This window comes from Borrelia maritima, assembly GCF_008931845.1.
Classification (GTDB): domain Bacteria; phylum Spirochaetota; class Spirochaetia; order Borreliales; family Borreliaceae; genus Borreliella; species Borreliella maritima.
Window position 1 is genome coordinate 1 of the sequence record NZ_CP044538.1, and the last position, 12,796, is coordinate 12,796.

At 24.3% G+C, this 12,796-nt stretch carries 14 protein-coding genes and 3 pseudogenes; 8 read left to right on the top strand and 9 right to left on the bottom strand.

What is annotated here, in order from left to right; translation table 11 throughout:
- Positions 1–189 precede the first annotated feature (189 nt).
- Positions 190–489, top strand: coding sequence for a hypothetical protein (locus tag DB723_RS04745; protein ID WP_151553078.1), 300 nt, complete (start codon positions 190–192; stop codon positions 487–489).
- A 415-nt stretch (positions 490–904) separates the two neighbouring features.
- Here the strand turns inward: DB723_RS04745 and DB723_RS04750 are convergent, their stop codons facing one another.
- Entirely contained in the window at positions 905–1,102 is a 198-nt protein-coding gene (locus DB723_RS04750; protein WP_151553080.1) for a hypothetical protein, read from the bottom strand.
- Between the two features lie 264 nt (positions 1,103–1,366).
- Positions 1,367–1,501 carry a hypothetical protein gene (locus tag DB723_RS05725; protein WP_267128502.1) on the bottom strand — a complete coding sequence of 45 codons (135 nt, stop codon included), beginning with the start codon at positions 1,499–1,501 and terminating at the stop codon, positions 1,367–1,369.
- 215 nt (positions 1,502–1,716) lie between these two features.
- On the opposite strand from DB723_RS05725, the gene DB723_RS05550 reads away from it, so the two are divergent.
- The 6 genes and pseudogenes from DB723_RS05550 (at position 1,717) to DB723_RS04785 (ending at position 6,146) form a co-directional block, all read left to right on the top strand.
- Positions 1,717–1,959, top strand: a complete 243-nt coding sequence (locus DB723_RS05550; protein WP_267128511.1) for a type ISP restriction/modification enzyme — start codon at positions 1,717–1,719, stop codon at positions 1,957–1,959.
- 546 nt (positions 1,960–2,505) lie between these two features.
- A pseudogene (gene eppA, locus DB723_RS05795) lies at positions 2,506–2,814 on the top strand (exported protein A EppA).
- Positions 2,815–3,145: 331 nt separating this feature from the next.
- Entirely contained in the window at positions 3,146–4,228 is a 1,083-nt protein-coding gene (locus tag DB723_RS04770) for a plasmid maintenance protein (RefSeq protein ID WP_151553082.1), read from the top strand.
- A gap of 23 nt (positions 4,229–4,251) precedes the next feature.
- Positions 4,252–4,824: a DUF226 domain-containing protein gene (locus tag DB723_RS04775; RefSeq protein ID WP_151553084.1), complete on the top strand. Its 573-nt coding sequence runs from the start codon at positions 4,252–4,254 to the stop codon at positions 4,822–4,824.
- Positions 4,785–5,552, top strand: a complete 768-nt coding sequence (locus DB723_RS04780; RefSeq protein ID WP_151553086.1) for a ParA family protein — start codon at positions 4,785–4,787, stop codon at positions 5,550–5,552. The genes DB723_RS04775 and DB723_RS04780 overlap by 40 nt, the downstream gene beginning before the upstream one ends.
- Before the next feature lie 54 nt (positions 5,553–5,606).
- Entirely contained in the window at positions 5,607–6,146 is a 540-nt protein-coding gene (locus tag DB723_RS04785) for a chromosome replication/partitioning protein (protein ID WP_151553088.1), read from the top strand.
- Positions 6,147–6,399: 253 nt separating this feature from the next.
- Here DB723_RS04785 and DB723_RS05730 read toward each other — a convergent pair whose 3' ends face one another.
- From DB723_RS05730 to DB723_RS04790, 4 genes and pseudogenes are all read right to left on the bottom strand, one after another.
- The gene (locus tag DB723_RS05730; protein WP_267128504.1) at positions 6,400–6,522 is read right to left on the bottom strand and encodes a hypothetical protein; all 123 of its coding nucleotides are present in this window, start codon (positions 6,520–6,522) and stop codon (positions 6,400–6,402) included.
- 211 nt (positions 6,523–6,733) lie between these two features.
- The gene (locus tag DB723_RS05735; RefSeq protein ID WP_267128506.1) at positions 6,734–6,859 is read right to left on the bottom strand and encodes a hypothetical protein; all 126 of its coding nucleotides are present in this window, start codon (positions 6,857–6,859) and stop codon (positions 6,734–6,736) included.
- Positions 6,860–6,939: 80 nt separating this feature from the next.
- A complete protein-coding gene (locus DB723_RS05365) occupies positions 6,940–7,107 on the bottom strand; it encodes a hypothetical protein (protein WP_188093274.1) in 168 nt (55 codons plus the stop codon).
- A gap of 1,174 nt (positions 7,108–8,281) precedes the next feature.
- A pseudogene (locus tag DB723_RS04790) lies at positions 8,282–8,694 on the bottom strand (class I SAM-dependent DNA methyltransferase); the annotation flags it as partial.
- Positions 8,695–8,891: 197 nt separating this feature from the next.
- Here DB723_RS04790 and DB723_RS04795 point away from each other — a divergent pair.
- Positions 8,892–9,857, top strand: a complete 966-nt coding sequence (locus DB723_RS04795) for a P12 family lipoprotein (protein ID WP_151553090.1) — start codon at positions 8,892–8,894, stop codon at positions 9,855–9,857.
- Positions 9,858–10,723: 866 nt separating this feature from the next.
- Here DB723_RS04795 and DB723_RS04810 read toward each other — a convergent pair.
- The 3 genes and pseudogenes from DB723_RS04810 to DB723_RS04820 form a co-directional block, all read right to left on the bottom strand.
- Positions 10,724–10,813 (bottom strand): annotated as a pseudogene (locus tag DB723_RS04810) (ParA family protein); the annotation flags it as partial.
- Positions 10,789–11,343, bottom strand: a complete 555-nt coding sequence (locus tag DB723_RS04815; RefSeq protein WP_151553091.1) for a DUF226 domain-containing protein — start codon at positions 11,341–11,343, stop codon at positions 10,789–10,791. The pseudogene DB723_RS04810 and the gene DB723_RS04815, both read right to left, overlap by 25 nt.
- Positions 11,344–11,384: 41 nt before the next feature.
- Positions 11,385–12,458: a plasmid maintenance protein gene (locus DB723_RS04820; protein ID WP_151553092.1), complete on the bottom strand. Its 1,074-nt coding sequence runs from the start codon at positions 12,456–12,458 to the stop codon at positions 11,385–11,387.
- Positions 12,459–12,796: the final 338 nt, after the last annotated feature.

The window sequence follows — 12,796 nt, forward strand, 5'->3', positions numbered from 1 at the left end:
AGTTAAGTTTGTTCTAGATTTTATACTAAATAATAGTAAATTCATTTACTATTATTTAGTATAAAATCTAGAACAAACTTAACTAGCAATTTTTTTGAATGAATAGTCATTCAAATTTGAACACATACTTTACTTATAGTAAACTAAACTCTATATACAAAATATCACTACTCTAAAGGAAATTTTATAATGCTTATTGATGATAAAAATCAAGAATATTTTACTTTAAAAGAAATACAAGCTATACAAAATAACAACATAAAAAACAATACCACTTATATAAAACTGATTAGATTGGAAAAACAGGAGAAAATTATTCCCTATAAACCATCCCAAAATATAAAAGCTTTCAAAAAATATGGTAAAAAAATTATTAATTTATATCCCAAAGAACAAATTTTAAAATATTTTATAACACCAAGCTCCTTAAAAAGCTGCAATACAAACACTTACTTCCCTAAATACAATCTATCAGAACATAAGCCATAAAACTTTACTTAGGGCAATGTCTAGCACACTTGCACTCTTACTATAAAAGATAAATGGGCTAATAAAAATGAAGTCTATTAAAATTGAGTTTAAATCCAAAACTATTTACCAATATATTAACTAATATTTGCTCAATATATTCCTCAAAATTAATCAAACGAGAAATTAAAGCTCTCTATTGATAAATAATAGATAAACTAATAGTTTACATAAACTCTTAAAGCCAACCCTATATACGTTTATAAAACGTATACCCTATTTTTTATATATAATCCTTTTTTTAAGGATTAAAGATCCCCAATCATTTTTATTTGAAATTCTGAATTGTTAAAATTTGTTTTTAAAAAATTTTTGCTTTCTATAAATTATTTTCATGCCCAAAAATAATTATCTTGCATCTTATATTGTTTGGCATTCATGGAATCACAGCGCTCATACCTAAAGACACATATTTAAAAGTTAAATGGGGAATAAACAAACTAAAAGCATGCCCATCAAAAACCTTCTTACATTTTAATGCAGAATTAATTTTATTTATAACCCCAATATCTTTATTAATTACACCTTGGGAATCCATTACTTTATTAAGTAAGTCAATATCATTTGATTTCATTAATTCATCTACATCTTGACAATCTAATACATGTCCTTAAGTCTCAAATTCCTGCGGAAAATCCGGCACAGAAAGAAACTCTAAAAAAATTAAACTCGATTTTAGAATTATTTATGCTGTAACATAATTGACATTAATTTTAAACAATTACACCATTTATCTTCTTACTTTTATTCATTAAACTCCATATACTTAAAAATATATATATTAAAATAAATTATTTATATCAAAATGGTCATATATAGTACTGAAACTATTTCAAGTTCACCTAACATCACTTAATTTTAGAATTGTATTTTTAATACCACAATTACTATCTGGATGATTTGTTTTTTCACCTTCACCACCTACTAAAAATTGATTCACACTAATCAATGCCAACCACACCTTTTTTATCATCTTTATTTTTATTATTATTTTTAATATCCAAACATTCAACTTAACAACAAAATAGCTACTGACTACACAAAAAACGAACTTCTAAATAAACTAAAGGATTTTGCAAATTTCCCAGAACAAGATGCTCGCAGTAAATATATAAATTTAGATATTCCCCTGATGTTAAATACAATAAAAAATTTACTGCAAAAGAAATACTTGGTTATATTTATGTAATTTTTTACTCCAATATTTATCAGAATATATTCTACGAGCAATTACAAATAGATTTTTATAAAATTATTTTTATAGATAATACTGAAATATTTGAAATACTTAGTAAACTTGGAACAGAGCTCATTAATTCTCATTTACTAAAAGTTATTCCAACGCTAAATAACAAAATTGGAAAATGTTTTTCATTTTTAGATGGAATTCTAAAACAAAATCCAATCATAAAAAAAGTTTTTTACAAATAAGAAACAAATGAGCCTTACTATAACCAAACTTCTAGATTTACGAATGTTTCTAAAGAATAATATAATTATACTGTTGAGGATTGCCAAACTTAAAAAGTTGCTTAACTTATAGAAAGGCAGAGAAATGCTCCTAAAAAGGGGTTGAACATCTCGAGTTATCAAAACAATTCATTATACAATTGGCATACAAAAAGAAATAGACAGTATAATTTTTCAAATCTAAAAAGAGTTTAGGAAACTGCTTAAACCCTACATTAAAATCTGCTTAGCACAGCAAAGTAATTCAAATGATATTTTAGGAACAAATTCATCTTCAAACATAAAATCTATAAATTGCGCTAATATTTCATTATTAAAACTTAGTTATTAGGAAATAATATTAATATGAAAAAATAAGTTTATTTTTACTTTTAATATTCAATTTAAATGCTGACTTGGATAAGCTTATAAAAAAATATACAAAAGCTAAAAAAGCTTTTTCTAAAGAAAATTTCAATTTAATTAACAAAAAAATCAGATAATTATGATTTTGAAGATGAGCATCTGATAAACACTTTTTTTCTATGCCTAACAAATTATAGAGCATTTAAAAAAATTGGAATTAAAGAAAAAGATGTTTTTTTAGATGCTCTTAACTTTACAGGTTGTCTTATAAAGACAAATTAATAACTTCCACATCTCCACTTACTGGAATCATAAAATTTTAGAAAATAATGTATCTTATAGGCGGTAATCCGGATGATGTTTTTTCCTGTTTAACAACATTGAATTAACTTTGCTGAGAAATATAGAGACAAAGCTAGAGATAAGTTTAAAGAAGCTTATTCTGAAAAGAAAATAAATACGGTTAAATAAATATTAATCGACTTACCTAAAGATTTGAATGAAATTATTAATTTCATTCAAAATATTATTAGGGCTTAAAGAAATTCTCCTACTAAAGAGCTTCTTTAAGCCCTACAATTGTAAATGACTCATAAGGTAGCTCAAATGAAAATCTTTTTCATTTACTACGTTACTTTTAGTATAGCTCAAATTAGAATTAAAATCAATTTATCTTTATATAAAATCGGAATTTACCTAACTCTCAACATTTAATTTTTATGCAATTTTTGTATAAAAGTATTTACTTTTATACAAAAATTGTGCATTATTATATTATAAATTCTCATTAAGGAGCCTAAAAATGCAAATCTTTTCAAAAAAAACAAATTATCGTAACAAGTTACAACACAAATTAATAGTTCTTATCTCAACACTCTGCTATATAAACAATAAACATAAAAAATATTCACAAAGCAACATACTTTATTACTTTAATGAAAATCTAAAAAGAAATGGTCAAACTACCACTACACTAAGAACAATGCAAAATTATCTTTATAAATTAGAAAAAGAAATAAAAGTAACAACTAACTACTACAAACACTTGGGGGTAAATTGCGGAACTGAAATTTACTACAAACTTAATTATCCTAAAAAAGAGTGTTATCTTAAAATCAATCAACATTTTAAAGAGAAAAAAAACTGTAGATTTAAATCCAGAGCTAATAACTATCTTAAAGACAAATTTAATAAAAATGGGAATGTAGATTTAGTGGAGTGTTTTAATAATAAAAATAATAATACAAAAGAAGAAAAAAAAATTAACCAAATAGAAACGTATCAAATTAAAAAGTATTTTAATAAGTGTAACTTTTTATCAAAAAAAACTCTTCCAATTTTAAATTTAGATATTAATAAAGATGAATTGATTGAAATACTTAAAATTATAAAAAGAATTGAAATTAACCTAACAAAAAATAAAAATATACATTTAAATAAATCTTACTTTAAAGAAAAGCAAAACAAATTAAAGAAAATATTAATCAACACCCAACAACAGTTAGAAAAAAAAGGATACAATGCTGAACAATTAGAAATAAATATTAAAAAAATATATGAAAATTACAAAACCAAACCTCATTTTATCGTTGAATATCAAAAATATAACGATTTATATAAAATAAAACGCAAATTAGAAAAATCAATTGAAGTCAAAAAAGAAATCTCACAAGAAGATTACGAGAATATAAAGATAAACATCATTTTTAATATACTCATTGAACAACTAAGAAAAGAGACAAAAATTGAAGTTCTAAAACCAATTATAAAAGTCTATTTGAATAGCAAAAAGAAATTAGAATATAATAAAGTATTTAATACTTATTATTATGAATTATTAGAAATAACAAAAAAGGAAAAAATTTTCAATGTTAAAAAATGTTAAAAGAAGTTGTATAAGAGTTAAATATGCAAAACATAGCAAAATTTATACAATTAGATAAATCAATAGTTAGATGTTCAGATAAAAAAAATCTTTTTATCAAGATTGAAAAAGATAATGATAAAACAATGTATCATACAAAAATAATGATGGATATTTATAAATTTGGACTTAATAAGAAAAAAAATAAATGTCGTATATCATTAAGAAAATTATTTAATCAATCAAAAGTTGAAGAATTTAATTTATTTTCATTAAGAGTAGACGATAAATTCTTAGGTATTTACTACGGCTATAAAAAACCAATAAAGAAAATCTTTGTAAAGTACGAAGTTGGCGGAATTGAAAAATCTTATTTATTGTCAAAAGCATATTACATGGAGTTTAGATTTAAAAAAGGGAGCGTTTTTTGCTACTTTAAGAGTCTATCTCGATTGCTAAAAAAAGAACAAGTAAATATTGCCTACAATAAAACATTATTTAGTATGTTTACGACATTAGAAAAGCAAGTATATGAATTTTATGATAAAAAATACCCACAAAAAGGACCTCTTATAAAATGGATAGAAAAAAATTGGCTAAAAAACCAAATATTATAGCTGTTGCTTCAATTAAGGGGGGAGTTGGCAAAAGCACTTCTTCAATAATGTTTTCAGCAATTCTTAACAAAACCAATAAAGTACTACTTATTGATCTTGATCCACAAAACGCAGTTACAAGTTATTTTATAACTCAAGACCATCCTAGGATGGAATTAATTAATATTTATAATTCTTATTCTTTAATGAAGAAAGATAAGACTTTTAAGGATATTGTTATTAATGTATCTAAAAATTTAGATTTTATTCCAAGTTATCTAGAACTTGCTAAATTTAGTAAGGAAGGAAATCAATTTAAAGAACTTATGCTTAGAAATGCAGTATATAATTATTTAGAAGATTATGATTACGTTATAATTGACACTCCTCCAAGTTTATCAGCAGAGCTTGATAATGCTCTTGTGATTGCAGATAAAGTTGTAATACCGGTTCCTCTTGAAAGGTGGGCGGTTGAAAATTTACCATTACTAATAAATCAGATAAAAGAATTAGAAAATAATTTTATAGGTAAAGAGACCAAAATTATTCATATTTTCGCATCTAAGGTTGAAATAGGAAGAGTTGCCTCAACTGAAATTATGGCTTTATTAAAAGAAAAATACTTAAATAAGTTCATTGGAGAAGTTCATAAAAGCGAAGCTTTAAAAAGGGTAATAGATTATGCTGTAGAGCCAAAAGAAAACGAAAATTACTACAGAGAATACTTAAAAATTTTAGAAAAAATTTAGCATGTTTTTAAAAAAGTACAGTCACTGTACTTTTTTAAAAAAGAGGTTTTAAAAATGGTAAAAAGTAGAAAAATAATAATAAATGATAGAATTGTAAGAAATAATACTTATATTAATACTGAAGAACGAGACAAAAAAAAGTATGAACTTTTAAAAAATGAACTTAAAAATAGAATTGAGGATGATATTAGAAATAAAATAAATACAATGAAAATTTTACTAAAAATTAAAAATGGAAAGCTTTATATTTTAGATGGATATAAAAGGTTTGAAGATTTTATTTTTGACTTTAAAATAGCCAAAACTCAAGCTTATAAGTATATTAAAATAGCAAAACTTATTTTTGAAGGAAAGCTTGAAGAAATTGATATCATAGAAAATGGAATTGATAAAACTTTATTTAATTTAATGAAAGATAAAAAAATTAAGTCTAAAGTAAATTTAATAACACCACTTAGGATTAGGCTAGAAACACAAGAAGCATGTGATTTTTACAAAAGGAATCTTAAATTTACTAGCTATCTTCTTGAAGATTTTTATCAAAAAAACAAAGAACAACTTATTAAAAAATTAGAAAAATATAAAAATAAGTAAATATGCTTTTAGTATATTTACTTATTTTTATATAAATAGTATGTATATACTACTAGTAGAATATAAGAAAAAAACCATTAGAAAAAAGTATAAAAATAACATCAAGCAATGTGAAAAAATTTTCACATTTTTTTACTCTGCCATTCTTAATACCATTAAATGTTCTTTTAATTTTAGGATGCTAACTAATTTTTCAGCAGCAAGTACATCTCCATTAAAATTATAGTAAAAATTTATTTACACCTGTACGGCTTTAGCTTTTTTGTAATTTGGCAATTTCTTCTGCAATAATTTTAGCTTCAAATTTGCATAAACTTTCATCTATTAGTGCGGGTGTTATTCTTCCTAATTCAGGTTGAACAAACTCGCTAGACATTACCTGGACTTAGATATATGTTGGGGTATTCTAAATAAATCGTGCACCACCACTAGCAAGTTTTATCTCTTCAATAGGCCCAACAAATTTTACTGCTCGTTGTGATTCTTTTAAGTATTTCATCTAAAATTTTCTGTGTATTTTCTAAATCGCTAACCTGAACCCAATACAGATCATAAGCCTCTCCATTGTCGACTTTGGCCTGTAGCTTTTATGCGTTCGGTTTTAGGCTGGAAAGTTCCCTTTTCCATTCTAATTCTAGGTTTTTAGTTTCTTCAGCTTTAGTAAGTCGGATAATTTCTATTTCTTTAATATATTCATCATCTAATTCACTCAATTTTTTTCTCGTTTTGATTTCTGCATCAAAACTCTCTTAAAGTCTCGAAACCACAATTTCACTTAGTTTTTCAAGTTCTTCTAAATCTTCATCTCGCTTCTTTTCAATTTTTTTGATTCTGACTTTTTCCGGGCATCTAAAGATTTCCAAATGAACTTCCCGACTATTTGTATGACAATTTTTATCACAGCTTGTCCCAAATGTGCTACAATAGTTGCTCCAGCGGCTCCCAACCCATTTTTTGCCATATTAACCAAACTTTTTGTTGTATAGTTTGCAAAATAATCACCGCCCTCAACAATACTTTTCTCTGCATCTTGATTTAAAGCTTTTGATGTTTAGTCAGCCAAAGTCCCTGCAAAGTCTAAAAGGGAGGGTCATATCAGCTTTTGCTGTTTCTTTAGTTGATTAGCAAGTTGCTGCAGAGTATTCTTGTTGGTTTGATTTAGGTTTAAAAATTGTGACTTTTAGGTATTTAGAAATTCCCTATGCAGTTCTTGAATTTTGGATACTATGATTTTTTCAATCCAATCATCATTAGCCCTAAAGCTTTTCAAATATCTAAAATCAGTTAAGTCATTTGGAGTATAAAATATTTCACTTTTCTTTTTTTCTTTATATCAAGAGATCCAGACGTAAGATAAATATTTTCCTTATAATATGCACACTGAAAAAGCCTGCCTACCAATATCACCTTTTCTTTTAACCCGATCACCATCAGTTATTCCAATTACACCTTTAAATTTTTTTTTAAAGCTCCTCAAATTTTTTCTTAGCCTCTTGTAAATTATTTTCTCTTTTATACTTTTTATTATTTAAGCTATCTATCTATTTTATTTTGTAATTTTAATCTTAGATTTTCAACAACATTTTGAACTAATTGATCTTTAGTTCGAGCTTGTATCTGCTCATCAGGGTGCATTAATTCCTTTTTTACCTCTAAAGCAGCTACAAATCCTTTAACTTGCTTTTTTAAATTTTGTTCTGAAATTTTTGTACCTTTACTAATTTAATAATTCTTGCAAGAAATTATCAGTACAAAAATAAAACAAATAATAAACTTCTTTTATTCATGACTATCGCCCCTTAAGATTTAATTAAAGGTAAATCAAAGATCCAATTTTACAATATTTTACAGTATAATTAAATGAAAAAATATAATTTCTCTAGCTTTAGGTATAAAAAATTATATTTGATTTTTAAAGGATATTAAAACTATGACAAAAGATTTTAATAAAAAAAGTGCTATTCTTTCAAAAATCAGCTCAATAATAACGACCAAATTTGTGTGTTGCTTGTAAAACTAAAAATAAACATACTAAAAATCTTATAGCAGGCTAATAACGCTTTTATTATGTTTATTTTTTTGGCTGCTTAGGATTTTATAACTTTATATGGAAGAGAACCACATGTTTTTTTATTTTCGTTTTTTAACACTTTAAAGTCATTAAGTAAAACCTTAAAATATTCTTTGGTTAATGAATAAAGGCTAGCTACAATAAGATTATTTTCATTTTCATTTTCATTTTCTTTAAAAAATTCATCTTTGGTATCTAATTTTAGAATTTTATTAACTTTTTCTTTACTAAATGCAAATGTTCTAAGTAAAGTAAATTGGAGAAATTTTTTAGCTATTAGCAAGGAAGTATTTTACTAAAGCTAGATATAGTGGATTAGCTAAAATTTCATCTTCTTCGGGTTGAGGTATGGGACGTTGATAAAGACATGATTTGAGAACATTTGAGTAAACAAATCTTCTTAGTAAAAAGTCAAATGCTAATGAATTAAAAATAGATATAATAATATAATTTTTTATCAATAGATATTGGGAACTTATAAAGTTTTTTTATAAGTTATGTGTATTTAAAAAAATACAAAAATCAAAACAAAAAATTAAAAATATAGCAAAATTGTATTTTATAATAATAGCAATATATTTGTATTAGACAGAATATAGCAAAATTGTATTTTATAGTAATATATTTGTATTAGACAGATATGAATTTGTAAAGATTCTAATAGGAGAGGCAATATGAAAAAAAAATTTTTATCAATATATATGTTACTTTTAATAAGTTTATTATCATGTAATACAAGTGACCCAAATGAATTAACTCGCAAAAAAATGCAAGATAAGAAAGAGAAAGTTTTGGGATTTTTAGAAAAAATTCAAACAGATGATAGAGAAATTGTTGAAAAGCATCTAGAAGGAATAGAAAAACAAAAAGAATTGGTGCAGACTTTTTATGTAGAGCCTGTTAATGTACAGAGGAATTCTCCATATTATTTTCAGGAAGAAGGAATAGAGATAAAAGAAGAAAAGTTAGTTCCAAATACCGATGAAGAAAAGAAAGCAGAAAAAGCAATTAGCGATGGACGTCTTGAGTTTTCTAAATTAGTTGATGACGAAAATAAACTTAAGAATGAATCTATACAATTAGAATCTAGTTTTAATAATATTTACAAAGAAGTCTCAGAACTTGTAGATTCAATACAAGTAGAGGGGTATGTTGTAGGGAGAATAAATCATATAATAAAAACAAAACTCCCTAGGGCAAAAAAATATCAGAAGCAAGAAATCCAAAATAAGCTAGAAAAACAGGATCTGATTAATTTATTCAATGAGCTGTTAGAAAAGAGAGGTGATATTGAGGAACTTCATGCTCAATTGAATAGTGGGCTTAGCGAAAGAGCCTCTGCAAAACACTTTTTTGAGAAATCCCAAAAAACTTTAAAAGAGGCTATTACTGAGAGATTAAAAAACGAACGTAAAAATTGGCCAAAGCTAAGAAGAACATCATATAGTAATTTAGCAATACAAGCAAAAAATGAAATAGAGGATGCTTTAAATCAATTAAGCATCTCTTCTTCTAAGATAATTAAAGCAATAAAAATAAAGGAAGATGTAGAACAAATTCTTCAAAAAGCAAAATCTTTTCTAGATTCTTCAAAAAGTAACATCTGTTCTAGTGATAAATTTGTTATTTTTACGAGATAAAAAAATAAAAAATATTTTTATAAGACCGATATTTAAAACCAAAGTCTTCTGTTAAAGGAAGGCTTTTTATAATTTTATTTAAATAATAAAAAGCTTTATAGTTAAAAAATCTTTTTTACCACATCTTCTTATCTCCCTAGCCGCTTGCTTAAATTGATAATATAAATACTTCCCCACCTTTTCCTATTACTTTATTATTCTTTTCATGCAATTTAAATACGTAAGTTTAAGACAATTAAATTGTTCCATCTAAAAATCCAAATATCAAAACTCCTTACAATTTCAAATCTAATATTATTCTTATACATTGAACAAAAATTTAAAAATTCAAATACATTCTTTGATTTACTCTAATAAAATTTCTAAATGTATTGAAAATCTAGATAAAAATACATTGCCATCTATTGATGCACATGAAATTAATTGTGTGCAAAAATATATTTGATTTTAAGATTGCCTACTAAATAACTAAAAATTATTTACTATTTGATTACAATATTTAAAAAATCTCTATATAAAATCAAATACAACTTCTAATTCACAAAAATTCTTTATAATCAAAGCACCTTAAATATAATATTCAAACAAAAAGTATAAACAAGTTTAAAAAAATAAAAAACCTGTTACTTTTTTGTGTCGTGTTTTAGGCGTATGCTTTTGAATTTAAAATTGCTTTATTTATTAATGAATTTATTTGAACTGGCTTTTATAATTCTATTATTTCTTAAGCATCCTGATTCTTTATCTTTTACTAATTCAGCAAGAATTTGTTTATAGTTGTTTTCAGTATTTACAAACTCTATTTAAAGATTTTGTGAATACTTTTCAAGAGTATTAAATACTGTAATATTTTTTATCCCGTAAAATATATTGCTATAAAATAAAACACTGGCACTTTTGCCAACACCGCCTTTAATTGATACAATTGTTATTATTTTAGATTTTTTAATATCCATTTTATAATGAATCCTTCTCCTAAGTGTTTTTTATTATAAAACTCATATACATGTTTTTCTAAATTTATAAATCTGTCCACAAGTGATTTATTATATTGTGTATTTATTTTTTCTTTTTTCAACAAACGAAATAATCCTCTTAAATAACAAAAAACACTGCCTTTTCTAAATCTAAATTCTATGTAATATGTTTTTGAGAATGTATATGCTTTTTTAATTCCATTTACCTCATACTTTACAAGAAAATTTTTTATTGGTTTTCTATATCCATAGAAAATTCCTAAAAATTTATCCCCTTCTTTTACGGGATAGAGACGAAGTTCTTGAAATGCTGTTTGATAGTATAATTCTTGAAATGATATGCGACATTGATTTTTTTTAGTATCAATTCCTAATTTGTGAAGATCCTTCATTATTTTTGTATGATACATAGTTTTATTATTTTCTTTTTCTTTCTTTATAAAAATCTCTTTTCTTTTTTTATTAACCATTGGTTTATTTATTTGTATATGCTTTAATGCATTTTTCATGTTCAATCTTTATATAGCTTTTCCGTCTAGTTTTTCTGAAATCAAAAAATTTTTTTGATTTTTATTATTTCTAATAATTCATAATAATAGGTGTGAAATATTTTATTATATTCTAATTTTTTTTTGCTATTCAAATAGGTTTTTACAATAGGTTTTAGAACTTCGATTTTTTTTTCTTTTTTTAATTGCTCCACAAGTATATTAAAAGTGTTTATCTTTATATGCTTATAATTTTTTGAAGGATTTTCTTTTTTTATTTCAATCGATTTTTTTAATTTACTTTTTATATTGCTCAAGTCTTTATATTTTTGATTTTCGATAATAAAGTGTGGTTTTCCTTTATATCTTTCATACAAGTTTTGGATATGGATTTTTAATTGAGCAGCGTCATATCCCTTTTTATTTAATTGTTTTTGAATATTATTTAATATTTCTTTTAACCTATCTTGTTTTTTTTTGAAGCAAGGCTTATTGAAATGTGAATTTTTATTATTTGTTAGGCTCATTTCGATTCTTTTCACAATTCTAAGTATTTCGATTAACTTATTTTTGTCAATATTTAAATTTAAAAGAGATAGGGTTCTTTTTGATAAAAAGTTACATTTATTAAAATATTTTTTTATTTGGTATTTTTCTATTTGAGTATTACTTTTATCTTCTTTTATATTATTATTTTTATTATTAAAACATTCCCCTAAATCTACATTCCCTGTTTTGGTGAATTTATCTTGAAGATAGTTATTAAGTCTAGATTTAAATCGGGAGTATTTTTTTACTTTAAAGTATTGATTAATTTTAAGATAGCATTCTTTTTTAGGGTAGTTGAGTTTGTAGTAAATTTCAGTTCCGCAATTTACCCCCAAGTGTTTGTAGTAGTTAGTTGTTGCTTTTATTTCTTTTTCTAATTTATAAAGATAATTTTGCATAGTTTTTAGCTTAATGGGAGCTTGACCATTTCTTTTAAGATTTTCATTGAAGTAATAGAGTATGTTACTTTGAGTATATTTCTGATATTTTCTATTTACATACTTTAGTGTTGAAATAAGAACTATTAATTTGTGTTGTAATTTATTATTATAAGGTGCATCTTTTCTGTTGTTTAATAAATTTGTCATTTTTATCTCCATATATATTTTTCTTATATAAAGATATAGCATACTTTTGATTTAAAAGTAAATATATTTATATAAGAATCTATAAAAAAATTTTTATAGATTAGGCAGGCTATTTTGTTATATAAATATAAATTGATTTTAATTCCAACTTGAACTATAATACAAGCAGTTGTAGTAAATAATAATTTTCATTGTTTATCTACCAATATATATCAGCTAGCACTATCAGGGCTTTACTAAATTCTTTTTAAAGATAATGTAGTAAAGCCCTAACTTTTTTGTAAAAATTTTTGTTTAAAAAAAGTTGACGAAAATAGTTTTTATTATTTTTTATATAT